This is a genomic window from Novosphingobium silvae, from assembly GCF_009856825.1.
In the GTDB taxonomy this organism is placed as follows: Bacteria; Pseudomonadota; Alphaproteobacteria; order Sphingomonadales; family Sphingomonadaceae; genus Novosphingobium; species Novosphingobium silvae.
The window spans coordinates 114,880-139,641 of sequence record NZ_WVTD01000005.1; the positions used below are offsets into that span (position 1 = coordinate 114,880).

General features: G+C 63.0%; 23 protein-coding genes and 1 pseudogene. 9 read left to right on the forward strand and 15 right to left on the reverse strand.

Annotation, left to right across the window (positions count from 1 at the left end):
- Positions 1-23 precede the first annotated feature (23 nt).
- The 5 genes from GR702_RS08755 to GR702_RS08775 form a co-directional block, all read right to left on the reverse strand.
- Positions 24-404 (reverse strand): PEP-CTERM sorting domain-containing protein, encoded by a 381-nt coding sequence (locus GR702_RS08755; RefSeq protein ID WP_160985512.1) that lies wholly within the window; start codon positions 402-404, stop codon positions 24-26.
- 141 nt (positions 405-545) lie between these two features.
- On the reverse strand, positions 546-1,121 hold the full coding sequence (gene pth, locus GR702_RS08760; protein ID WP_160985513.1) for an aminoacyl-tRNA hydrolase: 576 nt from the start codon (positions 1,119-1,121) through the stop codon (positions 546-548).
- Positions 1,122-1,218: 97 nt separating this feature from the next.
- Positions 1,219-1,836: a 50S ribosomal protein L25/general stress protein Ctc gene (locus tag GR702_RS08765; protein ID WP_160985514.1), complete on the reverse strand. Its 618-nt coding sequence runs from the start codon at positions 1,834-1,836 to the stop codon at positions 1,219-1,221.
- Between the two features lie 148 nt (positions 1,837-1,984).
- Positions 1,985-2,848, reverse strand: a complete 864-nt coding sequence (locus GR702_RS08770; RefSeq protein ID WP_337192555.1) for a TraB/GumN family protein — start codon at positions 2,846-2,848, stop codon at positions 1,985-1,987.
- A gap of 3 nt (positions 2,849-2,851) precedes the next feature.
- Positions 2,852-3,775 carry a TraB/GumN family protein gene (locus tag GR702_RS08775; RefSeq protein WP_160985515.1) on the reverse strand — a complete coding sequence of 308 codons (924 nt, stop codon included), beginning with the start codon at positions 3,773-3,775 and terminating at the stop codon, positions 2,852-2,854.
- 207 nt (positions 3,776-3,982) lie between these two features.
- Between GR702_RS08775 and GR702_RS08780 the strand changes: the two genes are divergently transcribed.
- From GR702_RS08780 to ppdK, 3 genes are read left to right on the forward strand one after another with little or no spacing between them, the layout of a single operon-like run.
- Positions 3,983-4,897 (forward strand): glycine--tRNA ligase subunit alpha, encoded by a 915-nt coding sequence (locus GR702_RS08780; RefSeq protein ID WP_160985516.1) that lies wholly within the window; start codon positions 3,983-3,985, stop codon positions 4,895-4,897.
- Positions 4,894-7,011: a glycine--tRNA ligase subunit beta gene (gene glyS / locus GR702_RS08785; protein ID WP_160985517.1), complete on the forward strand. Its 2,118-nt coding sequence runs from the start codon at positions 4,894-4,896 to the stop codon at positions 7,009-7,011. Before GR702_RS08780 ends, glyS begins: the two co-directional genes overlap by 4 nt.
- A 60-nt stretch (positions 7,012-7,071) precedes the next feature.
- Positions 7,072-9,735, forward strand: coding sequence for a pyruvate, phosphate dikinase (gene ppdK, locus GR702_RS08790; protein WP_160985518.1), 2,664 nt, complete (start codon positions 7,072-7,074; stop codon positions 9,733-9,735).
- A gap of 19 nt (positions 9,736-9,754) precedes the next feature.
- Here the strand turns inward: ppdK and GR702_RS08795 are convergent, their stop codons facing one another.
- Entirely contained in the window at positions 9,755-10,516 is a 762-nt protein-coding gene (locus GR702_RS08795; RefSeq protein WP_160985519.1) for a methyltransferase domain-containing protein, read from the reverse strand.
- Between the two features lie 85 nt (positions 10,517-10,601).
- Between GR702_RS08795 and GR702_RS22665 the strand changes: the two are divergent.
- The 3 genes and pseudogenes from GR702_RS22665 to hisI form a co-directional block, all read left to right on the forward strand.
- A pseudogene (locus tag GR702_RS22665) lies at positions 10,602-10,796 on the forward strand (double zinc ribbon domain-containing protein); the annotation flags it as partial.
- A gap of 132 nt (positions 10,797-10,928) precedes the next feature.
- Entirely contained in the window at positions 10,929-11,342 is a 414-nt protein-coding gene (locus tag GR702_RS22670; protein WP_337192563.1) for a ComF family protein, read from the forward strand.
- Between the two features lie 340 nt (positions 11,343-11,682).
- On the forward strand, positions 11,683-12,060 hold the full coding sequence (gene hisI / locus GR702_RS08805) for a phosphoribosyl-AMP cyclohydrolase (RefSeq protein ID WP_160985521.1): 378 nt from the start codon (positions 11,683-11,685) through the stop codon (positions 12,058-12,060).
- A 21-nt stretch (positions 12,061-12,081) separates the two neighbouring features.
- Here the strand turns inward: hisI and GR702_RS08810 are convergent, their stop codons facing one another.
- The 6 genes from GR702_RS08810 to tyrS form a co-directional block, all read right to left on the reverse strand.
- Complete coding sequence (locus tag GR702_RS08810) at positions 12,082-12,789, reverse strand: dienelactone hydrolase family protein (RefSeq protein WP_160985522.1); 708 nt, start codon at positions 12,787-12,789, stop codon at positions 12,082-12,084.
- A gap of 22 nt (positions 12,790-12,811) precedes the next feature.
- Complete coding sequence (gene cysK / locus GR702_RS08815) at positions 12,812-13,729, reverse strand: cysteine synthase A (protein ID WP_160985523.1); 918 nt, start codon at positions 13,727-13,729, stop codon at positions 12,812-12,814.
- Positions 13,726-14,988, reverse strand: coding sequence for an MFS transporter (locus GR702_RS08820; protein ID WP_160985524.1), 1,263 nt, complete (start codon positions 14,986-14,988; stop codon positions 13,726-13,728). Before GR702_RS08820 ends, cysK begins: the two co-directional genes overlap by 4 nt.
- 90 nt (positions 14,989-15,078) lie before the next feature.
- On the reverse strand, positions 15,079-17,253 hold the full coding sequence (locus tag GR702_RS08825; RefSeq protein ID WP_160985525.1) for a TonB-dependent receptor: 2,175 nt from the start codon (positions 17,251-17,253) through the stop codon (positions 15,079-15,081).
- A 112-nt stretch (positions 17,254-17,365) separates the two neighbouring features.
- Positions 17,366-17,704 (reverse strand): PilZ domain-containing protein, encoded by a 339-nt coding sequence (locus GR702_RS08830; protein WP_160985526.1) that lies wholly within the window; start codon positions 17,702-17,704, stop codon positions 17,366-17,368.
- A 110-nt stretch (positions 17,705-17,814) separates the two neighbouring features.
- Complete coding sequence (gene tyrS, locus GR702_RS08835; protein WP_160985527.1) at positions 17,815-19,044, reverse strand: tyrosine--tRNA ligase; 1,230 nt, start codon at positions 19,042-19,044, stop codon at positions 17,815-17,817.
- Between the two features lie 133 nt (positions 19,045-19,177).
- Between tyrS and GR702_RS08840 the strand changes: the two genes are divergently transcribed.
- Together GR702_RS08840 and GR702_RS08845 are read left to right on the forward strand one after the other, a co-directional pair.
- Positions 19,178-19,714 (forward strand): DOMON-like domain-containing protein, encoded by a 537-nt coding sequence (locus tag GR702_RS08840; protein ID WP_160985528.1) that lies wholly within the window; start codon positions 19,178-19,180, stop codon positions 19,712-19,714.
- Positions 19,711-20,910, forward strand: a complete 1,200-nt coding sequence (locus tag GR702_RS08845) for an exo-beta-N-acetylmuramidase NamZ family protein (RefSeq protein ID WP_160985529.1) — start codon at positions 19,711-19,713, stop codon at positions 20,908-20,910. Before GR702_RS08840 ends, GR702_RS08845 begins: the two co-directional genes overlap by 4 nt.
- A 27-nt stretch (positions 20,911-20,937) precedes the next feature.
- Here the strand turns inward: GR702_RS08845 and GR702_RS08850 are convergent, their stop codons facing one another.
- From GR702_RS08850 to GR702_RS08860, 3 genes are read right to left on the reverse strand one after another with little or no spacing between them, the layout of a single operon-like run.
- Positions 20,938-22,119: a VWA domain-containing protein gene (locus GR702_RS08850; protein WP_160985530.1), complete on the reverse strand. Its 1,182-nt coding sequence runs from the start codon at positions 22,117-22,119 to the stop codon at positions 20,938-20,940.
- 3 nt (positions 22,120-22,122) lie between these two features.
- Positions 22,123-22,554: a GFA family protein gene (locus GR702_RS08855; protein ID WP_160985531.1), complete on the reverse strand. Its 432-nt coding sequence runs from the start codon at positions 22,552-22,554 to the stop codon at positions 22,123-22,125.
- Positions 22,555-22,556: 2 nt separating this feature from the next.
- Positions 22,557-23,402, reverse strand: coding sequence for an AAA family ATPase (locus GR702_RS08860; protein ID WP_160985532.1), 846 nt, complete (start codon positions 23,400-23,402; stop codon positions 22,557-22,559).
- A 126-nt stretch (positions 23,403-23,528) separates the two neighbouring features.
- Between GR702_RS08860 and GR702_RS08865 the strand changes: the two genes are divergently transcribed.
- The gene (locus tag GR702_RS08865; protein ID WP_160985533.1) at positions 23,529-24,749 is read left to right on the forward strand and encodes a glycosyltransferase family 87 protein; all 1,221 of its coding nucleotides are present in this window, start codon (positions 23,529-23,531) and stop codon (positions 24,747-24,749) included.
- Positions 24,750-24,762 lie beyond the last annotated feature (13 nt).

Sequence of the window (24,762 nt, forward strand, 5' to 3'; positions counted from 1 at the left end):
CTGGCGGCTGTCGCCAGGAGGACTTAGGCGCGTGCCTTCCGGCGACGAGCGTAGGCCAGGCCGAGAAGGCTGAGGCCCAGCATGCCGAGCATGCCCGGCTCCGGAACCGCCGTGCCGCCCGACGAACCGCCGGAAGTGGTGCCGCCCGAGGTCGTCGTACCACCGGACGTGGTCGTGCCGCCCGAAGTGGTCGTGCCGCCCGAGGTCGTGGTGCCGCCCGAAGTTGTCGTCGTGCCGCCCGAGGTGCTGCTGCTGGTGGAGGTGCTGCCGCCGCACTGCTTCTTGCCGGACGAGTGGCCGCAGTTGCAGTAGTGCTTATGGCCCCAGGTGGCCTGCGCCGGAGTAGCCAGGCCGATGGTTGCGGCGGTGGTGATGGAAAGCGCGAGCAGCGTCTTGCGGAGCATTGGTTGGTTTCCCCTGTAGTCGGTTAAGTTGATTGACCAAGCTTACGCAACGACCGTGCCAAACGCCGATTACTCTCGTTTTTGAGCGCCAGACCGCCTTTGGTAAGCGACGGTTGTAAACTAACTCGACATCATGAAGCTTCAGGGTTGCTGACGAAGCGCCACATCGTTCATGAAGCGTGTGTCGTCCCCCGCTGCCAACCGGTCAGCCTCGGCGGCGACGGCGCCCAGCATATCGGCCAGCGGGTCCATCTCAGCCTTGGCATAATTGCCAAGGACGTGACCGGTTACCCGATCCTTGTGCCCGGGATGCCCGATTCCCAGGCGAACCCTGCGAAAGTCGGCGCCAAGGTGCTGATCTATCGACCGCAGTCCGTTATGTCCGGCGTGCCCGCCGCCCTGCTTCACCTTCACCTTGAATGGCGGCAGGTCGAGTTCGTCGTGGAACACGGTGATGGCCGAGAGGTCGAGCTTGTAGAAGCGCATCGCCTCCCCGACGGAGCGCCCGCTCTCGTTCATGAACGTGGCCGGCTTGAGCAGCAGGATCTTGTCGCTGCCGATGCGCCCTTCCTGTAGCCACCCCAGGAACTTCTTCTGCACCGGACCGAAGTTGTGGATGTCCGCCAGGGCGTCGACTACCATGAATCCGACGTTGTGGCGGTTGAAGGTGTATTGCGGACCGGGATTGCCCAGACCGACCCAGAGCTGCGTGGCCATTGCGGTTCCTTGGCTGCATCAATCAACAGGTCTGACAAAGAAAAGGCCCCTCCCGCAGTGCGGGAAGGGCCGATTCAAAACCGAAGCTGAAGAAGGCTTACTGGCCTTCACCCTCTTCGTTGCCGTCCTCGCCTTCCGCGCTGCGCAGCGCGGAGGGAGCGGCGATCGTGGCGATCGTGAAGTCACGATCGGTGATCGCGCTCTCGACGCCCGAGGGCAGCTTGACGTGGCTGATGTGGATCGATTCGCCCACGTCGAAACCGGTCACGTCGATGCTGATCTCGTGCGGGATCTTCTCGGCGTCACAGACCAGCTCGAGGTCGTGGCGAACGATGTTCAGCACGCCGCCGCGCTTCAGGCCCGGCGAAAGCTCTTCGTTCTCGAAGACCACGGGCACGTTGACGTGAACCGTCGCGCCCTTGGCGAGGCGCAGGAAGTCGGCGTGCACCGGGCGGTCGGTGACGGGGTGGAAGGCAACGTCCTTCGGCTGCGTCCGGAACTTCTGGCCGCCCACTTCGACTTCGACGATCGAGTTGAAGAAGTGACCGGTCATGAGCTGACGGGTCAGCTCCTTCTCCTCGACGTGGATCACGAGGGGTTCTTCCTTGCCGCCGTAGACGACGGCGGGGACGCGGCCGTTGCGACGCAGATCACGGGAGGCTCCCTTGCCAGCCCGTTCACGCGTCTCGGCCGGCAGGTTAAGCGTATCGCTCATGGGACTTGCCTTTCAAAACTGGATAGTGTCGGCCGACGCCGCTCATCGACATCGTGCCGCCCGCCACGCCTCCAGGGATGACCATGACGGGAAGCGGCGGCCCTTACCCGCAAGCTCCCTAAAAGACAAGCCATGATCCCACGCCGTGTCACTCAACACGGACAACCCGGAACCCCCTTGCGGCAAGCATCGCCGGGAGGCCGTCCGGGCCAGCCATGTGAGCTGCCCCCACAGCCACGAAGGGGCGCTTCCCGGATCGGATCTGGCGCGCGATCAAGCCCGTCCATCGGAGGTTACGTCCCGTGAACAGGACTTGCCGAAGCTCGGGATCCGCAAGTAGGCCCGCGCGGGTCTCCTTTTCGATTGCCGTCATGTCGCCGCTGCGCCAGCTCTTGGCCAGGCCGCGGTCCGGCGCCGCAGCTTCCTTGACTACGGCGGCAAGCAGGTCACGTTGTTCACGCTCGGGCAGGCTGTCGAACAGGCCGAGTTGCCGGGCGGCGCCTTCCAGCTCCAGAACCGGCCTCGCGCCTGCCGCGGCGATCACCGCCCTGTCGACACCGTAGCGCGTATCCTCTCCCTCGGCTCCAGCGCGTGCGATGGTCAAAGCGGCCGCCCATGTGTCCATTTCGGCGAAGTCGTGGTCGGCATGGCCGCTTTTCTTCAGGAGCTTTTCAACGGCGGGACGATCCTGAGGAGCGACCCGCAATGACAACGGCGGCTCACCTTCGCTGCGCGCAAGTTCGGCAAAGGTGGCTGCGACCTCTCGTTCGTCCGCAAGGTTCGCCACTTCGACCATGACCGTGCCTGACCGTTCGAACGCAGCAGCAACCGCCGGAGTGCGCCAGTTCACCGGACGATCCGAAGAGTGAATCGTACCGAACAGCCAGCCTACATGCCCCTCTCGGTCCACGACTCGCCAGAGAGCCGGGTCGGCCTCGTGCGACTGCGGCGAGCAGGCGAAGAGAACGGCGGCCAGCAGCAACGCAGCGGGAATACGAAAGCTGCAGGGCACGACTTATTGCACGCGCGTGGAGGTGATGCCGGAGGCGGCAAGTTGGTCCTGAACGCTCCCGGCGCCAGCGAGGTGCCCAGCGCCTACGGCGACGAAAACCGTTCCCGGCCTATCAAGCCGCTCCTTCAGCCAACGCGCCCATGCGACATTGCGATCCGTGATCAGGACCCGGCGCATATGTGCATCGCTCTCGTCTTCATTGAGAAGCGCGGCCAGATGCTCGGCGTCGCCACTCTTCCATGCCTGAACCATCGCATCGATGTCGGCCCTGACGGTGGGAAGCTGGGCTATGACCTCGGCGAGGTAAGAGCGCTGCGTCTCCTCCGGCAGTTCGTCGAACAGGCCAATCTGGTACTCCGCCGTTTCGAAGGCGTGATTGCGCATGTGGCGGGCCCTGGCACGGGATTCGACCTGCGCATCGATGCCGCTTTCCGTGTTGTAGCCCGCGTTCCTGAGCGGGATCAGCGTCAGCATCAGAGCCGCTAGCCAGGTGTCGTTCGCGTCGAATGCAGCCGGCGCTATCCCGGCCGCGACCATCGCCGCTTCGTATTCGGTTCGAAGTGCGGGGGGCAGGGTTTCGCGAAGGTTCCTGCCGTCGCTTCGCATACTCCTGCGAGCGATCACGCCCTGGGTTTCCGCAGTCCCATCGATGGGAATTTCCGTCACCAGTTCCTCCGCCTCGTCGAAGGCAGCAGATACGGGTCCTTTGTACCAGCGGACATCTTCCGGAAGAACGTGGATCGTTCCAAACAGCCAGATCGTCGTGTCTTCATCCGCAACCTTCCAGAGGGCAGGGCGCACCTGCGCTGCAGGGCCTGGCTCGTTCGAGGACAAGGGTTGCGCCATCACTGGAACGGGCAACAGCGCCAGCGGTGCGCAAGCGGAAGCGCTCAGAAGCGAGCGGAGCCAGATGCGGAGGAAAGACATCGAAATTCCTGTAGAGCGGGGTGCAAAGCGACAGACAGGGCTCGCCTATGCACGAAACATGTTTGCGGATGAAGGGGAAGACAACGCAGAGGACGCGCCCCGGAAAGGATGCAACAGGAAAGCGCGACTTCAGCATGTTCTTTGCGCAGTTGATTTGACAGGCTCGATCCGCCAAAGGCTGCGAGCCTCGATATTCACGGGAAAACGATGACCGCCGCGCCAAAGGCACCAGCACAGCCGCTCAGCTTCCAGGACATGATCCTGACGCTCCATGATTTCTGGAGCAAGCAGGGATGTCTCATCCTGCAGCCCTACGACATGCGGATGGGTGCGGGCACCTTCCACCCGGCTACCACCCTTCGAGCGCTGGGACCGGAACCGTGGAAGGCGGCCTATGTCCAGCCCTCCCGCCGGCCGACGGATGGTCGGTACGGCGAGAACCCCAACCGGCTGCAGCATTACTACCAGTACCAGGTGATCCTGAAGCCCAATCCCGAGAACCTGCAGGAGCTTTACCTTCAGAGCCTTGCCGCCATCGGTGTCGATCCGCTTGCGCATGACATCCGGTTCGTGGAGGACGACTGGGAAAGCCCGACGCTAGGTGCATGGGGTCTGGGCTGGGAAGTATGGTGCGACGGCATGGAAGTGACGCAGTTCACGTACTTCCAGCAGGTTGGCGGCTTTGACTGCAAGCCCGTCGCGGGCGAACTGACCTATGGGCTCGAACGACTGGCCATGTACATCCAGGGCGTGGACTGGGTCTACGACCTTCGGTTCAACAACGAAGGCGTGACTTACGGAGACGTCTTCCTCGCCAACGAGCAGCAGCAGTCGAAGTACAACTTCGAGATCGCCGACACCGATGCGCTCTTTGCCGGGTTCAGGGCTGCCGAAGCGGAATGCATGCGCTGCATCGATGCGAAGGTTCCCCTTGCCGCGTATGATCAGGCGATCGAGGCGTCGCACCTTTTCAATCTGCTGCAAGCGCGCGGCGTGATATCGGTGCAAGAGCGCGCCAGCTACATGGCGCGGGTACGTGACCTCGCCAAGGGTTCATGCCAGGCATGGATCGACGTAAACAAGGACAAGTGGGAAGCGAAGTTCCCCGGGTGGAGCGTATGACCGACTTCCTTCTCGAGCTGCGCAGCGAAGAAATCCCGGCGCGCATGCAGGCCGGCGCCCGCGCGGACTTGGAAAAGCTGTTCCACAAGGAAATGGAAGCCGCAGGCGTGACGCCGGCGCAGATCACGGTCTGGTCGACTCCGCGGCGGCTTGCCCTGATCGCCAGTGGTCTTCCGGAAACAACGGAGGCGGTGAGCGAGGAAACCAAAGGGCCGGCAACCAGCGCACCTGAGCAGGCGTTGGAAGGGTTTCTGCGCAAGACCGGACTGACGCGGGAACAGCTTCAGGTTCGTGACGTCAAAGGCAAGGACACGTACTTCGCCGTCGTGGAGAAGCCCGGCCGTGCCTTGAAGGATGTGCTTGCCGAAGCTGTGCCGGCCATCGTCCGGGCATTCCCCTGGCCGAAATCCCAACGTTGGGGGGCTTCCTCGATCTCGACGGAGTCGCTGCGCTGGGTGCGTCCGCTCTCGGGCATCGTCGCGATCCTGGGTGAGGACCTGGTCGAGTGCGAGGTGGGGGGCATCCGCTCGGGCTATGCGACTAAGGGCCACCGCTTCCACGCACCCGGTGACATCACCATCGGCGGTGCGGACGACTATGCCGCGAAGCTGTCGGCCTGCCACGTGATCGTCGATCACGTCGAGCGCCAGGACCTGATTCGCGACGAGGCACGCAACGTCGCGGCCGCAGCAGGCCTCACCCTTGTCGAGGATGAAGGACTGGTTGTCGAGAACGCGGGCCTCACCGAATGGCCTGTGCCGCTCCTCGGGCGCTTTGACGAGGCGTTCCTTGATGTGCCGCCCGAAGTGATTCAGCTGACCGCGCGCGTGAACCAGAAGTACTTCGTGTGCGAAGATGGGCAGGGCAAGCTGGCGAACGCTTTCGTCTGCACGGCCAACATCGATGCCACGGACGGCGGGGAGGGGATCGTCGCGGGCAATCGCAAGGTTCTTGCGGCCCGCCTCGCCGACGCACGCTTCTTCTGGGAGCAGGACAAGAAAACCTCGCTTTCGGTTCACGCCGAGAAGCTGGGTCGCATCACCTTCCACGAAAAGCTCGGCAGCGTCGCCGAGAAGGTTCAGCGCGTTGCGCAGCTGGCCGAGTGGCTGGCTGCGGAAGGGATCGTTCCAGCTTGCGACCCGGCACTGGCTCGCCAGGCGGCGGAGTTGTGCAAGGCAGACCTCGTGACCGAGATGGTCGGCGAATTCCCTGAACTGCAAGGTCTGATGGGAGGCTATTACGCCCGCGCGGAGGGGCTGCCCGAAGCGGTCGCCGACGCTATTCGGGACCATTACAAGCCAGTCGGGCAGGGAGACGATGTGCCCGCCGCGCCGGTCACCGTCGCTGTGTCCCTGGCGGACAAGCTGGACACGCTCCGCAGTTTCTTCGCGATCGACGAAAAGCCGACCGGCTCCAAGGATCCGTTCGCGCTGCGCCGCGCCGCTCTGGGCATCATCCGCATAATCACCGAGAACAATCTTCGGTTTGCCGTGGCCGAGGGCGATCTTCTCGACTTCTTCGCCGACCGCCTCAAGGTTCAGCAGAAGGAAGCCGGTGTTCGTCACGACCTGATCGATGCAGTGTTCGCCCTGGGGGGCGAGAATGATCTTGTCCGTCTTCTGACACGTGTCCATGCTCTACAGGCATTCGTTGCCACCGAGGATGGCGCGAACCTGCTCGCTGGCTACAAGCGCGCGGCCAACATCCTCAAGAAGGAAGACTGGCAAGGCGTAGAGGCGGAAATCGCGCAGACCGGTGAAGAGGATCCGCTCGTTCTGGTCGAAGATCCCGATCTCGCGGATGTGATCGCGGCCAAGATGGAAATGCGTCACGAGGCGGAGCGCGGTCGGGGCTATACTCCTGAACCGGCAGAGAAAAATCTCATGGACGCATTGGACGCTGCGGAACCCGAAGCTGCAAACGCAGTTGCAGCAGAGGACTTCGCATCTGCGATGATGGCCCTGGCTTCTCTTCGCGCGCCAATCGACGCGTTCTTTGACCAGGTGACTGTCAACGATACCGACGTCAACAAACGATATTCGCGACTGGCCCTGCTTGCCCGCTTGCGTGCTGCAGTGCACAATGTTGCCGATTTCTCGCGGATCGAGGGGTAGGAGGTTTTCCCCTCGTTCGTTCAACTTGCGCAATTCCTGTTCGGGAAAGTTAGGGGATAGATGATCAGGCAGGTCTACACGTTCGGTGGCGGGGTCAAGCACGACGACCCCCGCTCGCGCGACAAGGTGATCACCGGTGGCAAGGGCGCCAACCTTGCCGAGATGGCCGGGATCGGCCTGCCCGTGCCGCCAGGCTTCACCATCACCACCGAGGAATGCGTCAAGTACCTCGCTGAGGGAGCGAATTTCTCCGATCAGCTTCGGGCCGATGTTGCCGATGCGCTGACCCATATCGAAAAGGCCGTGGGCAAGAACTTCGGCGACGCGGCCGACCCGCTGCTCGTATCGGTCCGGTCCGGGGCGCGCGTTTCGATGCCGGGAATGATGGACACGGTCCTCAACCTTGGTCTCAACGACGCAACTGTGGAAGGTCTTGCCGCGACGTCGGGTGACGATCGCTTTGCGTGGGACAGCTACCGCCGCTTCATCCAGATGTATTCGGATGTCGTTCTTGGCGTCGAGCACCACCTTTTCGAGGAAGCGCTGGAGATAGCCAAGGAAGACAACGGCTATGACAACGACGTCGATCTTACCGCCGCCGACTGGCGCAAGATCGTGACCGAATACAAGGCGATCGTTCAGAACGAGCTTGGACGCGCCTTCCCGCAGGATGTGCATGAACAGCTTTGGGGTGCCATCCAGGCTGTGTTCGACAGCTGGGATTCCGATCGCGCCAAGGTCTACCGCCGCCTGAATGACATTCCGGGTGACTGGGGCACTGCGGTCAACGTGCAGGCCATGGTCTTCGGAAACATGGGTGACACCTCGGCAACGGGTGTCGCCTTTACCCGCGACCCGGCCACGGGCGAGAAGGCGTACTATGGCGAGTGGCTCGTCAACGCACAGGGTGAGGATGTCGTCGCTGGCATTCGCACCCCGCAGTACCTGACCAGATCCGCGCGCGAGCGTGCCGGCGCAAAGCCGCTGTCGATGGAAGAGGCTATGCCCGAGGCATATGCCGAACTCGCCGCGGTGTTCGAACTGCTCGAAAAGCACTACCGCGACATGCAGGACATCGAATTCACGGTGGAGCGCAACAAGCTGTGGATGTTGCAGACCCGCTCTGGGAAGCGCACTGCCAAGGCCGCGCTCAAGATGGCTGTCGACATGGTCGAAGAAGGCCTCATTGACGAGGCCACCGCCATCAAGCGCGTCGATCCGATGGCTCTCGACCAGCTTCTGCACCCGACGCTTGACCCTCAGGCGGCGCGCGACATCCTTGGCAAGGGGCTGCCAGCATCGCCCGGCGCTGCATCCGGCGCGATCGTGCTCGACGCGGACACCGCCGAAAAGCGCGCGGAGCGCGGAGATGCGGTGATCCTCGTTCGCGTGGAAACTTCGCCGGAAGACATCCATGGCATGCATGCGGCGAAAGGCATCCTCACTGCTCGCGGTGGCATGACGAGCCATGCGGCAGTGGTGGCGCGCGGCATGGGCCGTCCGTGTGTGTCGGGCGCATCGGGCCTGTCAATCGACATGAAGAGCCGCACCCTGCGGATGGGGCAACGCGCGCTCAAGGAAGGCGACATCATCACTCTCGATGGGTCGACGGGCGAGATCATGGCCGGCGAAGTGCCGACGATCGAGCCGGAACTTGCGGGCGATTTCGCGACGCTCATGACCTGGGCGGACAAACACCGTCGCATGAAGGTGCGCACGAACGCGGAAACCCCTGCAGACTGCCGCATGGCGCGCCAGTTCGGCGCGGAGGGCATCGGCCTGTGCCGTACTGAGCACATGTTCTTCGATGCAGGGCGCATCTCGGCTGTCCGCCAGATGATCCTTGCAGAGGATGAGGCCAGCCGCCGCGCAGCGCTCGAAAAGCTGCTGCCCGAACAGCGCGCCGATTTCCAGGCCATTTTCGAAGTCATGGCAGGGCTGCCCGTCACCATCCGCCTGCTCGACCCGCCGCTCCACGAGTTCCTCCCGCACGCCGACGCCGAGTTCGCCGAGCTGTCGGAGACCATCGGTATCGGTGTCGATACTCTGAAGCGCAGGGCCGACGAACTGCACGAGTTCAACCCGATGCTGGGGCATCGCGGTTGCCGTCTGGGTATCACCTTCCCCGAAATCTACGAGATGCAGGCGCGCGCCATCTTCGAGGCGGCCTGCGACGTGGCGCTCGCTTCGGGTGAGGCAATCGTGCCAGAAGTCATGATTCCGCTAGTCGGCACCAAGCGCGAACTGCAGATCCTCCGCAAGCTCGTCGACGAGACCGCTGCCAAGGTCTTTGCGGAAAAGGGGCGGACGCTCGAGTACCTCGTGGGAACGATGATCGAGCTTCCGCGCGCGGCGCTGATGGCCGGCGAGATTGCGGAGGAGGCGAAGTTCTTCTCGTTCGGTACCAACGACCTTACGCAGACGACGCTCGGCGTCAGCCGCGATGACGCTGCGCGTTTTCTCAGCCCTTACGTAGAAAAGGGTATCTACCCACGCGATCCATTCGTCAGCCTCGATATCGAAGGGGTCGGCCAGCTTGTGCAACTGGGCGCAGAGCGCGGGCGTGCGACGTATTCGGCGTTGAAGCTGGGCATCTGCGGCGAGCACGGCGGGGATCCCGCTTCGATCGCATTTTGCGAAAAGGTTGGCCTCGACTACGTCAGCGCTTCGCCTTTCCGCGTGCCGATCGCCCGGCTTGCAGCTGCACAGGCTGCGCTCGGTTAAGCTGGCTCGGGCTGGAAGGTTATCGCTTCCAGCCCGTTAAGGTCAGGATCTGAAAGCTTTCCACTGTGCGGCCGCTGGCACCAGCGGCCGCAAAGGCGTGGCGGGCACGCGAAAAGGCAGCTTTACCCAACGCAGGGCTTGGGTCGGCAAGCACGTTGCCGAGACCTTGCTCCCGAAGGTCTTCGACCAGCCGATCGAGGCTTCGGAACCCGACAGTGATGGTTCGGTGATCGGCAACAGGGTCGGCGAACAGCGCACGTTGCAGTAACTGGGCTCCGGATCGCACGTCAATGGATGGATGAACGCGCGGCGCAGGGCGATCCCCATCCGCCGCAAGCATCACCTCGCGAAGGACCGGCAGGCTGCCCGAAGCGACGAAGCTGGCTATCATGAGACCGCCCGGCGCAAGCGCCTTGCGCATGTGAACCAGGGCTCCGGGCAGGTCATTGACCGTATCGAGCGTTCCGAGGCTGGCAATGAGATCGAACCCTTCGAAGGGGAAGGGCTCCTCCTCCTCGAACCCGAAACCTGGCTCCCGTTCCGTGACCTCGACCATTGAGGTGCGCAAGGTTCGAGCCAACTCGCCGGAATAGTCCCCGATGATCAGGGCGCTCGCAGGCTCGAAGCGCAGGAACGACAGGCGTTCGGGTACGTCTTCGACCATGTCGTCGATGATGTACCGTGCCGCATCGTCCCTCCTTCTCTGCAGTTCCAGCATCCGCCTGCGAGAGGCGGCGCGGCGCTGTGGGGAGAAGATGCTGGGAGGTGCTTTGCTTGCCATGAGACCTCCCTGCCGCCTTGATTAAAACGTTGCAACCAGCCTCGTGCGACTTTGTGCAGATGGACTGCGTGGGTAGACCGGGTTCATGTCCATCGGTCAGACACTTCAGCCGCTCGTCGACCTGATCTTCCCGCCGCGCTGCCCGCTATGTGGGGATGGGATCGGAACCCAGACAGGACTCTGCACGCCGTGCTGGGCCACTCTGGCGGTCCCGGGGGAGCCGGCATGTACCGCATGCTGCCGTCCCTTTGGGGAACCAGCCTTGGAAGGGGCAACCTGTGCCCCGTGCCTCAAGGATCCGCCGAAGCATGCCGGGATCGCGGCGGCAACGCTTTACAACGACAGCTCCCGCAAGCTGGTCCTAGCGTTCAAGCACGGGAGTCGTCTCGGCCTAGCTCCGATGATGGCCGGCATGATCCTGCCAAAAGTTCGCTTCGTAGACGAGGAGTGGGTGGTCGTGCCGGTACCGTTGCATCGTTGGCGACTGTGGAAGCGAGGGTACAATCAAGCCGCCGAACTGGCCCGCCATCTGGCAAGGGGCACGGGCGGGCGGCTCTGCGTTGATGCCCTTGTCAGGCGTAAGGCCACGCCATCACTTGGCGGGTTGGGAAAGCTCGCCCGAAGGCGTGCGCTTACCGGAGTAATCGCGATTGCCGCGGCTCGAGCGCCGCAAGTTGGCGGCAAGAAGGTGCTGCTGGTGGACGATGTGCTTACAAGCGGTGCGACGAGCAACGCGTGCGTCTCAGCCTTGCGCCGTGCGGGAGCGGAGAAGGTGGTTATCGCCTGCTTTGCCCGGGTTCTGGACGAGGCACTGGACGCAACGTGAGTGCAAACGAAAACGCCCGGAACCTGCGTTCCGGGCGTCCTCGTGACGAAACTGCTGGGCCCGGCTTTCGCAGTTCGGCTGCGCCCCTGAACACGCCTGGCCCGATCCCTCATGATCGCATTTCCCTGAACCGTGGCGCTTTCCTACCTGGTTCGTGTCAAAGCAGACACTTGCCTGTGGGCGACCTGTGGGTCAGAAGCAGCCCCCCAGCTGCATGTGCAAAATTCCCCGAATCGCGCGTTTTTGAAAGAGGATTCGTCAGCGTTCTGGATTTTGGCACTGCCCTGTGGTTATCGTGCAACAATAAAGCCGCAATGGTCTGAAACAAGGATTGAGGGACGTGTCGGACGTGTCTGTCGCCGAGCGCGAACAAGGAAAAGCGTTTCTCCCGAGGTTCGATGCGAACGGGCTGCTGATCGCGATCGCAGTCGACGCTGCTTCCCGAGAAATCTTGATGGTGGCCTATATGAACGCCGAAGCGCTTGCAAAGACACGCGAGACGAAGATTGCACACTTCTACTCCCGCTCCCGGCAAGCCCTCTGGATGAAGGGTGAGACGTCGGGCCACTTCCTGCATGTCGAGGAAATGCGGGTCGATTGCGATCAGGACGCCATCGAACTGACGGTCCGCCCGCAAGGTCCCGCATGCCACACCGGGGCGCGCAGCTGTTTCTATCGCCGATTGGATGGCGAAGAACTGGTGCCTATCGGGGATTGACCGCCCCGGAGGCCAGTCGATTCAGCCGATGATCTCGTCGAAGAACGAGAGCATCGCTGCCCAGGACTGGCGGTCGGCACTCGTATCATAGCCCAGGAACGCCATACCCTTGGTCTCGCTTGCCGGGTCGGTGAAGCCGTGCTTCACATGACTGTACGCATGGAAGTGCCAGTCGGCCCCGGCGGCGTCCATCTCTTCCCAGAATGCCAGGACGTGCTCGCGCGGAGCGAGCGGGTCGGCATCTCCATGGCAGACGAGGATACGAGCGGTGATCGTTCCCGGTATAGCCGGCGTCTGGGTGGGCAGCGTGCCATGAAAACTGACTACTCCCGCCAGATACTCGCCAGCGCGAGCAGCCTCCAGGACGGCCTGCCCGCCCATGCAATGGCCGATGGCGAACAGGCGAAGGCCCTCCGCTCGCTCCCGAAGAGCGGAAATTGCCGCAGCGATGCGTTCGCGATAGTAGCCGTTGTCCGATCGAAGCTTGTCGGCCAGAGGGAACGAGGCCTCGAAGCTTTCTACCCGTTCGCCGTAGAAATCGGCGATCATCACCAGGTATCCCTCGTCGGCTAGCCTTGCGGCACGCCGTTCCATGAGCGCTGTCACGTTCGTGATCGTGGGGAACAGGATGATGCCTGCGCGCGGTTGACGCTCTGGGCGGGCTAACCAACCGGTGAGTGCGACCTCGCCGTGGCCATAGTGAACCGGCTCCAGACCCATCTCGCTCATTCCATGTTCCCCATTTTTCGACTTACTCGGGCAGGAAATCGGGCACGGAAAGATAACGCTCGCCCGTGTCGTAGTTGAAGCCAAGCACACGGCTGCCGGCAGGCAGATCCTGTAGCTTCTGGGCTATGGCAGCCAGAGTGGCGCCAGAGCTGATGCCCACCAGCATGCCTTCCACCGTGGCACTGCGGCGCGCCCAGTCCTTGGCATCGGCGGGATCCACCTGGATGGCGCCATCGATGGACTTCGTGTGCAGATTCCCCGGAATGAAGCCAGCACCGATGCCCTGGATCGGATGCGGCCCGGGCTGCCCGCCGGAAATCACGGGCGAAAGCGTTGGCTCGACCGCGTAGGCCTTGAGCTGCGGCCAGCTTTCCTTGAGCGTCTCGGCGCAGCCGGTAAGATGGCCACCGGTGCCCACGCCGGTCACGAGAACGTCGATCGGGGTGTCGGCGAAATCCGCCAGGATCTCCTGCGCCGTCGTTTTCACGTGGACGGAGATGTTGGCCGGGTTGTCGAACTGCTGGGGCATCCAGGACCCGGGCGTTGCCTCGATCAGTTCACGCGCGCGCTCGATCGCGCCTTTCATGCCCTTTTCGCGAGGGGTGAGGTCGAACTCGGCACCATAAGCCAGCATCAGACGGCGCCGTTCGATCGACATCGATTCCGGCATAACGAGAACCAGCTTGTAGCCCTTGACCGCAGCGGCCATTGCCAAGCCGATCCCGGTGTTGCCCGAAGTAGGCTCGATGATCGTGCCGCCGGGCTTGAGGCTGCCATCCGCTTCCGCGGCTTCGATCATCGCAAGGCCGATGCGGTCCTTGATCGAGCCGCCGGGGTTCGCGCGCTCTGCCTTAACCCACACCTCATGGTCGGGAAAGAGCCGCGCCAGGCGGATGTGCGGAGTGTTGCCGATCGTGGCGAGGATGCTGTCGGCCTTCATGGTGTCTGCTCCCAACGGGGTTCGAAGGTTCGGGCCCGGCGGATTTCGGGGAAGAGCCAGGCCCAGGCAAGGGTTATCACTATGGCAGCGCTTCCGCCGAAAACAACTGCGCCGGTCGCACCGAGAAGAGCGGCTGCAAAGCCGGACTGAAGCTCTCCCAGCTCATTCGAGGCCGAGATGGCCAGGCCCGAGATCGCGGAGACACGGCCACGCACTTCATCGGGGGTCCGCAGTTGCACAAGCGAACTGCGGATGAAGACCGAAATCATGTCCGCTGCCCCGAGCAGGGCCAGTAAGGCCAGAGAAAGCACGAAGTGCTTCGAAAGGCCGAACGCCACCGTCATCGCGCCATACCCCGCGACAGCAACGAGCATCTTGACGCCAACGTTGGAGCGCAGGGGACGGAACGAGAGCCACAGCGCCACTACGGCTGCACCGGCGGCAGTCGCCGCGCGCATCTGGCCAAGCCCCTCGGGCCCAACGTGCAGGATGTCGCGTGCGAAGACGGGCATCAGCGCGGTTGCGCCGCCAAGGAGCACTGCGAACAGGTCAAGCGTCAGGCATCCCAGAAGGAAGCGTTCGCGCGACACGAAGTGGAAGCCTTCCACGATCTGGCGGATGGGGTGGGCCTTGCGGGCATCCGGCCGCGGAGGCGGCAGGTTCCGGATCGACTGGATGGCGACAGACGCACCCAGCGTGAAGACTGCGGAGGACCAGTAAGGCAAGGCATGGTCGGCTGCGAACATGAACCCGTAGGCGGCAGGACCGATGATCGTTCCAGCCTGCATCGCAATCGAGTTGAAGCCGATGGCACGGGGTATCAGGCGGGCCGGAACGATGTTGGGTGCGATCGCCGCCATCGACGGGCTGATGAACACTCTCACCGTACCGTGCAGCACAGCGAAGAAGTAGAGGACGGGCAGGCTGCGCACCTCAAGCGCCGTGGTCAGGCCAAGTCCCAGCGCTACGCCCATGTCGAGCAGGGACGCGATGCCCGCCACGCGGCGGCGGTCGAAGCGGTCGGCCAACACTCCCGCGACCGGCGTAAGCAGAAAGACCGGGAGGAACTGCGCGAAGCCGAGAAGGCCCAGCTGCAACGCCGCTTCCTGGATCGACATGCCGTATTCTGTCCGCGCGACGTCGTAGAGCTGGTAGCCGATGATCACGACGGTGCCCGTAGTGGCAAGCACCGCGAAAAAGCGCGCAAGCCAGAAACGGCGGTAATCAGGTATGCGCAGGGGCGAAGTGGGTTCGGCCATCGGCGTCGATGCGGGTGGGGCAGGGGGGAGATTCACGCTTCCTGAATGGCAGCGTAGCCCCCCCTTGCCAAGATGCCCCGTGTTGATCCGTCAGTAGGTGAACTTTGCCGTCAGGCGGACGTCGCGGCCGGCAATGGGCACGAAGTCACGCGTGAACGATGCGGAGCGACGACCGGTGACGTCGAACAGATTGTCGGCCGACAGCATAAGCGTGACGGGTCCATCTTCCCCTGCCGGATGCCAGTCGGCGCTCAGATTGACGAGCGTGAAGGCAGAGGTCCGGTTCTCGTAATCGCCCACGCGCTTCTGCCTGGCGTTCCATTCTACCTCGCCACGCACCCGGATTTGGCCGAAAGTGGCCGAGCTGCCGCCTCTCAGGCGAAGCGGAGGAATGCGCGGCACCGGCCCCACCCCCTTGATCTGGGCGTGGGTGTAATCGGCGGCGGCGTCGAAGTTCAACTCGCCGTTGTTCCACGTCATGGCCTTCAGCGTTCCGGCCGCCTCAAAGCCTTTGAAGCGAGCGTCCACGCCCGTGTAGCGGTAGACGGGTTGCCCGTCTTCCTCAGCCCCGGTGGCAAGGGGAGCGATGTAGTTGTCGAAGTCCGTGATATAGCCGGTCAGCGAAAGATCCACGGTAGAGGTGCTGTATTTCAGGAACGCCTCGAAGCCGTTGCTGCGCTCGATCCCGAGGGTAGGGTCGCCTTGTTCGTAGGACTGCGTGGCCACGTGAATGCCGTCGCTCAGCAGCTCTTCCGGAGAAGGCGCGCGTTCTCCATGGATGAAGTTGGCGCCCAGATTGAGGCCGCTCCCCGACTTCCAACTCGCACCCAGCGCTCCGGACCAGAGGTCGAACGACTTGCGGTAGCCAGCGCCCTGCGACCGGACCCGCGAACTGTCGTATCGACCGGACCCGTCAAGCGTGATCCCTGCGCCCAGATCGTACGACTGCAGAGTGAACACGCCGATCCGCTCGACTTCATAGTCAGGGATCAGGGCTTCTTCCCCCGTCGTGACAAGGCTGCGCCAGAGGTATTGCACGCCGCTTCGGCCCCGCCACCCGCCCCGGGTCGCCTGCACGAGGTCGGCGCGGGTTTCGATGCCTTCGCCCTGGAAGACCGTGCCCACCTCATCGCCCTCGAACTCGGTGTGCTCATAGTCTGCATATGCCCCCCTAAGCTGGACGCTCTCGAGGAACCCGCCCAGCTTCAGCTCTCCCCTGAGGTCGAACCGGTCCTGCTTCAGGCCGATGGTGACAGGCCCCTCGCCATGATCGTGGCCTTCACCCTCATCCTCATCGTCGTGGTGGATTTCCGGACGCTCCGGTACGCCGTAGGATGTGTCGTAGTGCTGGTACGAAATACCAAGGCTGCCACCGGCGTCGATGAAGGCGAGACCTGCACCAACGGTAGACGTGCGCGCGGCAGAGTTGGGGAGACGACCCGAGCGATCGGACTCAAGGGTCAGAGCTGCCGCCTCCCCCGTTTCTCCTTCTTGGGCAAGGTGCTCGGCGCTTCGAAGCATCTCGCTTCTCAACGCCTTCGAATAAATGTGTCCGCCTGTCCTGAGATCATCGCTCTTGCGCCAGGATGCATCCACATGCGCCACAAAGCGGTCGCCAAGGGGGGCATCGATCGATCCGCTTAGGGCACGCTCGTCGGCGGCGGTTGCGTAGCTGCCGATGCCGGTTGCAGTGATGTGCCGAGGTACTTGCCGGGGAATGCGCTTGTCGATGGCATTGACTGCACCGCCGATCGCATTGCCGCCATAGAGAAGAACCGAGGGGCCATGGAACACGTCGATGTGGTCGACGGTAAGCGGATCGAACACCACGGCATGATCCACCGAGACATTGGAAGCGTCGAGCGAGCCGATGCCATCGGTCAGCACACTTACCCGGTCACCGCTGAAACCGCGCAGAACCGGCCGCGAGGCGCCCGGTGAGAAGCTGGTCGAGGAGACCCCGGGCAGGGAATTAAGGATTTCGCCGATCTGGCCACGTGTCTGCGCAACGAGAGCATCGCCCGAGATGCTCGCCGTGGCAGCAAGCAAGCCGTAGTTGGTCGGCGGATGGCCGACGACAACGATCTCCTCGCCATCATCATCTTCGCTGGAGTGTGCTGGGGCGTGTGCCGGCGCGGTGCCAGTCGTCCGGGCTGGTGACGGAGGCGCTTCCTGCGCTTGAACTGGGTTGGGGTGCGTGACAGCGAGCGAGGTGAGCAGTCCGGTGGCAGCCAGAATGGCGAGTCGAGATGTTTGGGTGTCCATGAAGACGCCGCTAATTGTGACGATATATTATATCAATGTAAAGTTTTGTTGCTGCGCCGAGGTGTTGCGTGGCTGCGGCGAAGCGAGATTCAGCTTTGCCACCGTCCCGTTCCTAACGACGTGGGCGAAGGCGCGGATTCGGCTGCAGGGTATCCACCAAGGCTAGGAAATCGTCGATACGGATGATCCGCTCGAACTGGAAGCCGGCACGGCCTTCATGCGCCCAGATCATGTGGGCCTCGATGCGACCGATCACCGGCAAGCGCATGACGAGACGTTCCCCGCGGTCCAGCGGCACTTCGCCCTGAACCATGAAACCCTGCGCCGAAAGATTGACGATGTGCAGATCGAGATCGCCCAGCTGGCGATGCTCAGCGACGACGTTGTAATCGACCGGGTGGCGCGTGGCGCGGCGCTTGTCGGTTACAGTGAGCTGAGCTCCCGCACTCATCGTTGCTATGCCTTTTTATCCTGACGATCGCTGACGGCCATAGGGGCAATTGGCAAACAATCGGTAAACTCCCCGGACCCGAGTCTCCTCCAAGGTCCGGGGTTACTGGTTCAGACGCCCCTGAGCACCCCGTGCTTCTTCTTGCCGAGGCTGAGCTTGCGACTTGTCCCAGGCTCTACCACGACGAGGAAAGCCGGGTCGGAAAGCACTTCGTCATCGAGGCGGACCGCTCCTTCGGCGATCTTGCGCTTGGCTTCACCGTTGGAGGCGACAAAACCGAGAGCGATGCACGCAGCAGCGAGCCGGATGCCATCGGAGCCAACTTCGGCGGTGGGCAGGTCAAGGCCCATTCCGCCGCCCGCAAAGGTGGCCTCGGCCGTAGCGGAAGCTCCAGCCGCGGCCTCGTCGCCGCGGCACAACCGCGTGGCTTCGTTGGCAAGGACGATCTTTGCCGCGTTGATCTCGCTTCCCTCAAGGGCTTCGAGGCGCACGATCTCGTCCAGCGGCAGGTCGGTGAAGAGGCGCAGTCGCTTGCCGACATCGCGGTCGTCGGTGTTGCGCCAGAACTGCCAGTAATCGAAATTCGAAAGCTCGTCTTCGTTCAGCCAGACCGCGCCGCCGACCGTCTTGCCCATCTTGGTACCGTCGGCATTGGTGAGGAGCGGCGTCGTCAGCCCGAACACCTGCGTGCCATCGACGCGGCGTGACAGTTCCACTCCGTTGACGATGTTCCCCCACTGGTCCGATCCGCCCATCTGCAGGCGGCATTCAGCGCGGCGAGAAAGCTCCAGGAAATCATAAGCCTGGAGGATCATGTAGTTGAACTCGAGGAAGCTGAGCGACTGTTCGCGGTCGAGACGCAGCTTGACCGAGTCGAAGCTCAGCATGCGGTTCACCGAGAAGTGCTGGCCGATGTCGCGCAGGAACGGGATGTACGCCAGCTTGTCGAGCCAGTCCGCGTTGTCGACCATGATGGCATCGCTGGGCCCGTCTCCGAACGTCAGGAAGCGCTCGAAGACCCGGCGGATCGATGCGACGTTCTGCGCAATCGTATCCTCGGTCAGGAGCTTGCGCGCCTCGTCCTTGAAGCTTGGATCGCCGATCTTGCCGGTGCCGCCGCCCATCAGCACGATGGGCTTGTGTCCCGCCCGCTGGAGCTGGCGCAGCATCATGATCGAGACGAGGTGCCCCACGTGCAGCGATGGCGCTGTCGGGTCGAAGCCGATATACCCTGGCACCACCTGCTTGGCTGCAAGAGCGTCCAGGCCCTCGGCATCGGTCAGCTGGTGGATGTAGCCACGCTCATCGAGCAGGCGGAGCAGGGAAGAAGTGTAGGTCATTGTCTCGCTTCGGCTTGAAATGAGCGGCGCGACTAGCACGAGGATGCGAGGATTGCGATACCTGCGGCGTGGGCCTTCTTCACAGCGGAAAACCGTTTGTCACCGCCGAGGTCGCCCATCTACGATGCCGGTGATGGCAGAACTAACCTATCACCCGGCGCATCCACCAATCGCCGTTCGCAGTGTGGAGGCCCGGATCATCGGCTTGGATGCTACGTGGCTGCGCACCCGTTGGAAAATCCTGGGAGCGGGCAGGCTCGTGGTGCCACCCTTTGCGGGACGGGGCAGGGCCGATGGCCTTTGGCAGACGACTTGTTTCGAGATGTTCCTCCGGGCCGACGAGGGAGCGGGTTACGTCGAGCTCAACCTGTCCCCCTCCGAACGGTGGAACGTCTATGACTTCACCGGGCGGCGAGAAGGCATGGCGGAGCGCCCGATGCCTCGTGAGCCCGACTGCACCATGCGCATCGGCACCGACATGGCGATCTTCGATGCCGCGATCCCGGTAACCGGGTTGCCCAAGGCCCCATGGCGATACGGTCTTGCCGCGGTGATCGAGGAGCAGGGTGGCCACAAGAGCTACTGGGCCCGCGCGCACATGAGTGATGCGCCAGACTTCCACGATCCGGCTTGCTTCGTTGACGAGGTTGCGGCACCGAGCGACACATGAAATTCGGTATCGATCGCCTGCTTGCAGATCCAGCGTTGCGCCGCCCGCTCGAAGGCAAGCGCGTTTCCCTCGTCGCGCATCCGGCCTCCGTAACGCAGCATCTCGCCCATTCACTGGACGCGCTGATCGCGGCAGGGGTGAACGTGACGAGCGCCTTTGGCCCCCAGCACGGCCTCAAGGGCGACAAGCAGGACAACATGGTTGAAAGCCTAGACGAGGTGGATCCCGCCTACGGCATTCCGATCTTCAGCCTTTATGGCGAAGTTCGCAGACCGACGGCCGCGATGATGGAAAGCGCGGACGTGTTCCTGTTCGACCTGCAGGACCTTGGTTGCCGCATCTACACCTTCGTGACGACGCTGCTCTATCTCCTGGAAGAAGCTGCGGCTCACGGGAAGAGCGTCTGGGTTCTGGATCGCCCCAACCCCGCTGGCCGCCCCGTGGAGGGGACCGTCCTGATCCCGGGCCAGGAGAGCTTTGTCGGCGCCGGCCCGATGCCGATGCGCCACGGGCTGACCATGGGGGAAATGGGTCGGTGGTTCATCCGCCGGTTCGGCCTCGAGCTCGACTATCAGGTGGTCACAATGGAAGGCTGGCGGCCCGGGGAGGGGCCGGGATACGGATGGCCGGCGGATCGCATCTGGATCAATCCGAGCCCGAACGCCGCCAACCTCAACATGGCCCGCGCCTATGCCGGAACCGTCATGATCGAGGGCACGACCCTGTCGGAAGGGCGCGGAACGACCCGCCCGCTCGAGGTCCTGTTCGGCGCACCCGATATCGACGCAAAGGCCGTGCTGGAAGAGATGAGGGCATTCGCCCCTCAATGGCTTGATGGCTGCGCTTTACGGGAATGCTGGTTCGAACCGACGTTCCACAAGCACGCGGGCGCCCTTTGCCATGGCGTGATGATCCATGCCGAAGCGGGCTTCTACGATCACGAAAGGTTCAATCCCTGGCGGCTGCAGGCCTTGGCCCTCAAGGCCATCCGTAGGCTCTACCCGCATTATCCGCTCTGGCGCGATTTCCCGTACGAGTACGAATTCGATCGCCTCGCCATCGACGTCATCAATGGAAGCACGACCTTGCGGGACTGGGTCGATGCCCCTGCCTCGAAGCCCCATGACCTCGAAGAGCTTGCCGCTGCTGATGAAGCTGAGTGGCGGCGGGAAGTTGCAGACCTGCTTCTCTACTAAGTCCCACCCCGCGCCCGCCGCCCGGCCCTAGCTTTTCTTCCGCGTCAGTTCGCGCATCGCACTGTCGAGGCCTTCTAGGGTCAGCGAATACATGGCGCCTTCCATGATGTCGCGGATCATCCGGGTGGAGCTGGAGTAGTCCCACTGCCGCTCGGCCGTGGGATTGAGCCAGACGGTTGCCGGATAGGTCTGCACCACCCGTCGAAGCCACGTGGCGCCGGCTTCCTCGTTCATGTGCTCTACCGACCCACCGGGGTGGCTGATCTCGTAAGGGCTCATCGCCGCATCGCCGACGAAGATCACCTTGTAGTCATGCCCGTACTTGTGAAGGATGTCCCAGGTCGGCGTGCGCTGCGACCACCGGCGTCGATTGTCCTTCCAGACGCCTTCGTACAGGCAGTTGTGGAAATAGAAGAACTCCATGTTCTTGAATTCGGCCGTGGCCGCGCTGAACAGGTCTTCCACCAGGCGGATGAACGGATCCATCGATCCGCCCACGTCAAGGAAAAGCAGGACCTTTACCGCGTTGTGCCGTTCCGGGCGCATTACCAGATCCAGCCAGCCGCGCCTTGCCGTGCCTGAGATCGTAGCGTCGAGATCAAGCTCCTCGGCTGCGCCCTCGCGCGCGAAGCGCCGCAGCCGGCGAAGCGCGACCTTGATGTTGCGGGTGCCCAGTTCCCGCCCGTTGTCGAGGTTCGCGAACTCACGCTTCTCCCACACCTTGACGGCGCGGCCGTGCTGGCCTTCCCCGCCGATGCGCACGCCTTCCGGATTATAGCCGGAGTGGCCAAACGGAGAGGTGCCGTTGGTGCCTATCCACTTGTTGCCGCCCTGATGGCGTTTCTGCTGTTCCTCCAGCCGCTTCTTGAGAGTCTCCATGATCTCGTCCCAGGATCCCAGAGCCTTGATGGACTCCATCTCTTCCTTGGAAAAATAGCGCTCGGCCATCTTCTTCAGCCAGTCTTCGGGAACGTCGACAGGGGCTTGGCCATAGTCCGTCACCATGCCCTTGAAGACTTTCTGAAACACTTGGTCAAAGCGATCCAGCAGGCCTTCGTCTTTAACGAACGTGGCCCGGCTCAGATAGTAGAAGGCCTCGGGCGTCTGCTCGATAACGTTTTTGTCGAGAGCCTCCAGCAGCACGAGGTGCTCCTTAAGAGAGGCGGGGATGCCGGCGGCCCGCAGCTCATCGATGAAGTTGAGGAACACGGCTCAACCGGCAGGCAACGAGGGTGCCGGCGGCTGGGCCGGCCATTGCTCAAGCGCCGGGTCGATGCAGGCCCAGGCCGGAGCCTCGCTCACCCATATCGCCGTCTCCGGGCGAAGGCCGTGGCTTTCGTCAAGAAGGCCGAGGCGGATGGTGCGGAACTGGGGGCGTGCGCTGGAGCGCGCAAGGACCGGCGTGCCGCACTTCGCGCAGAACTCGTGCGTGAGCACATTGCCGCTTGCCGCGACATAGGCGTGATGGGCAATCTCCCCGGTCATGGACACGGCAGCGGCAGGAAAGATCGCGTTGTTGGTAGGGCCCCCGGCCGCGATGCGCTGGCACTGCCGACACCAGCATTGCCGGGAAGCGACCGGCTCGGCGGAAATCGTCACTTCGACGAGGCCGCATGCGCAACTGCCGCTATAAGGCTGCGCCATGCTCAACTGCCTCGCCGGGACATGAAGGCCAAACGTTCGAACAGCATTACGTCCTGCTCGTTCTTGAGCAATGCGCCGTGAAGCGGCGGAATGGCCTTGGTCGAATCCTGGTTCTGCAGAACGTCGAGCGGCATCTCTTCGTTCAAGAGCAACTTGAGCCAGTCGAGCAACTCGCTGGTGGAAGGCTTTTTCTTGAGCCCAGGCACATCGCGCAGTTCGTAGAATATCTCCATCGCCCTGCGCACCAGCGTCTTCTGGATGCCGGGGTAGTGCACATCGATGATCGCTTCCATCGTCTCGCGATCAGGGAATTTGATATAGTGGAAGAAGCAGCGGCGCAGAAAGGCGTCCGGAAGGTCCTTTTCGTTGTTCGATGTGATGACCACGATCGGGCGTTCGGCAGCAGCGACCCGCTCTCCGGTTTCGTAGACGTCGAAGGCCATGCGATCCAGCTCGGCTAACAGATCGTTCGGAAACTCGATGTCCGCCTTGTCGATCTCGTCGATCAGCAGCACAGGCAATTCAGGCGATGTGAACGCTTCCCAGAGCTTACCCTTCCGGATGTAGTTCGAGATGTCGTGAACGCGCTGGTCCCCTAACTGGCCATCGCGCAGTCTTGCCACGGCGTCGTACTCATACAGCCCCTGGTGCGCCTTTGTCGTCGACTTCACGTTCCAGGTGATGAGCGGCGCATCAAGGGAGGCAGCGATCTGTTCCGCCAGAACGGTCTTGCCGGTCCCGGGCTCGCCTTTGACGAGGAGAGGGCGACGCAGCAGCACCGCCGCATTGACCGCAACCTTGAGATCATCGGTCGCGACGTAGTCGTTCGTGCCTTCGAACCGCTGCATGGGCCATCCTATTCGCATTAACTGTGCGGTTAAGTTCTATGGGGTGCGCGGTGGCAAGGCAAGGCCGTCAGTGAGCTGGCGTGCCCTGCGATGGACAACGTCGCCGCAGCGTTGCAAGGATGGCGCATGGGGTTGGAGTTCCTGCGCAGGATGGATTGGCTCGGTGCTGCGCGCTCCCGTGGGTATCTGCGGCTTCTGGCTGCCCTGAACGTCGTGATGTTGAGCGTTCTTGTTCTTACCTCCACCCGTGGGATCGACCGCAACGGCTACCTCCTCGGGAGCGACTTCCTGAGCTTCTGGACCGTGGGGAACATGCTGCAAGCCGGTTCAGATCCCTACGATGGGGCAGCTCACGCAGCCGCGCAGCGCGTGTTCTTCGCGTCCGACGCAGGCTATACCGCCTTCTTCTATCCTCCTTCGTTCCTGCCGTTCTGCTTGCCGTTGGGATGGTTGGGCTATTTCCCGGCGCTCTGCGCATGGCTGCTGGCGACTGGCGCAGCGTATGGCGTCGCGTTGAGACGCTGGTGGCGTGCGGCTGGAGCCAACCTGCCGTTCTGGGTAGCCGTTTTCGCCTTTCCGGCTGTTCCGATCGTGATCACTCACGGACAGACGTCGTTTCTCGTTGCCGGGCTGCTGGGACTTGGGACCATTCTTGTTCGCCAGCGGCCGATCCTTGCTGGCCTCTTGATGGGGCTTGCCACGATCAAGCCCCAGCTCGGCATCCTGGTGCCACTGGCGCTCCTCCTCACGGGCGAGTGGAAAGTGATCGGGGCAGCAGCGGCCGGGAGCATTGGCCTTGCCGCCATATCCACTCTGGCGTTCGGCACCGATAGCTGGGCGGGGTGGATAGAGGCCAGCGGCAGGGCACAGGACGCCATGGTTTCAGGCGCGGTGGGCTACGGCAAGATGGTGAGCACTTTCGCCGCGCTGAAGCTGCTGAAAGCGCCTTCGATCATCGCCTACGCAGGGCAGATCCTTGTGTCTTTTGCGGTGGTAGCGCTTCTTGTGAAAGCCGCCTGGAAAAAGGCCTGGCGCTTCGATTTGGCTGCGCTGACACTGGCCGGGTCGCCGCTCGTCACGCCCTTCGTGCTTGATTACGACATGGTGCTGCTGGCATTCCCCTTGCTGTGGCTCACGGGTGAGGGGGTGCGCAAGGGCTTCCTCGACTGGGAGAGGCTCGCGATCCTGGCTGCGTTTGCCGCGGCTGCCTTCGCCCGGCCGCTAGCGATGAACCTTGGCATCCCGATCATGCCCGCCGCCATCGCGGGATTGTTCCTTGCCGTGTGGCGGCGCAATGTTCTTACGCCGCCTAGTTCAGACGCCCGAATGAGGAGCGCCAGCCCTTAAGCGCAGCGCCCGT

What these genes read in the sequence shown, in the direction of transcription:
- GR702_RS08855 (WP_160985531.1), bottom strand. Translation starts at nt 22,554, where the DNA reads ATGGCGCAGCCTTATAGCGGCAGTTGCGCATGCGGCCTCGTCGAAGTG.
- tyrS (WP_160985527.1), bottom strand. Translation starts at nt 19,044, where the DNA reads ATGACCTACACTTCTTCCCTGCTCCGCCTGCTCGATGAGCGTGGCTAC.
- GR702_RS08810 (WP_160985522.1), bottom strand. Translation starts at nt 12,789, where the DNA reads ATGAGCGAGATGGGTCTGGAGCCGGTTCACTATGGCCACGGCGAGGTC.
- GR702_RS08775 (WP_160985515.1), bottom strand. Translation starts at nt 3,775, where the DNA reads ATGTCTTTCCTCCGCATCTGGCTCCGCTCGCTTCTGAGCGCTTCCGCT.
- GR702_RS08820 (WP_160985524.1), bottom strand. Translation starts at nt 14,988, where the DNA reads ATGGCCGAACCCACTTCGCCCCTGCGCATACCTGATTACCGCCGTTTC.
- pth (WP_160985513.1), bottom strand. Translation starts at nt 1,121, where the DNA reads ATGGCCACGCAGCTCTGGGTCGGTCTGGGCAATCCCGGTCCGCAATAC.
- GR702_RS08840 (WP_160985528.1), top strand. Translation starts at nt 19,178, where the DNA reads ATGGCAGAACTAACCTATCACCCGGCGCATCCACCAATCGCCGTTCGC.
- GR702_RS08765 (WP_160985514.1), bottom strand. Translation starts at nt 1,836, where the DNA reads ATGAGCGATACGCTTAACCTGCCGGCCGAGACGCGTGAACGGGCTGGC.
- GR702_RS08795 (WP_160985519.1), bottom strand. Translation starts at nt 10,516, where the DNA reads ATGGCAAGCAAAGCACCTCCCAGCATCTTCTCCCCACAGCGCCGCGCC.
- GR702_RS08780 (WP_160985516.1), top strand. Translation starts at nt 3,983, where the DNA reads ATGACCGCCGCGCCAAAGGCACCAGCACAGCCGCTCAGCTTCCAGGAC.
- GR702_RS08825 (WP_160985525.1), bottom strand. Translation starts at nt 17,253, where the DNA reads ATGGACACCCAAACATCTCGACTCGCCATTCTGGCTGCCACCGGACTG.
- GR702_RS08865 (WP_160985533.1), top strand. Translation starts at nt 23,529, where the DNA reads ATGGGGTTGGAGTTCCTGCGCAGGATGGATTGGCTCGGTGCTGCGCGC.
- cysK (WP_160985523.1), bottom strand. Translation starts at nt 13,729, where the DNA reads ATGAAGGCCGACAGCATCCTCGCCACGATCGGCAACACTCCGCACATC.
- GR702_RS08755 (WP_160985512.1), bottom strand. Translation starts at nt 404, where the DNA reads ATGCTCCGCAAGACGCTGCTCGCGCTTTCCATCACCACCGCCGCAACC.
- GR702_RS08845 (WP_160985529.1), top strand. Translation starts at nt 19,711, where the DNA reads ATGAAATTCGGTATCGATCGCCTGCTTGCAGATCCAGCGTTGCGCCGC.
- ppdK (WP_160985518.1), top strand. Translation starts at nt 7,072, where the DNA reads ATGATCAGGCAGGTCTACACGTTCGGTGGCGGGGTCAAGCACGACGAC.
- GR702_RS22670 (WP_337192563.1), top strand. Translation starts at nt 10,929, where the DNA reads ATGATCCTGCCAAAAGTTCGCTTCGTAGACGAGGAGTGGGTGGTCGTG.
- glyS (WP_160985517.1), top strand. Translation starts at nt 4,894, where the DNA reads ATGACCGACTTCCTTCTCGAGCTGCGCAGCGAAGAAATCCCGGCGCGC.
- GR702_RS08830 (WP_160985526.1), bottom strand. Translation starts at nt 17,704, where the DNA reads ATGAGTGCGGGAGCTCAGCTCACTGTAACCGACAAGCGCCGCGCCACG.
- GR702_RS08860 (WP_160985532.1), bottom strand. Translation starts at nt 23,402, where the DNA reads ATGCAGCGGTTCGAAGGCACGAACGACTACGTCGCGACCGATGATCTC.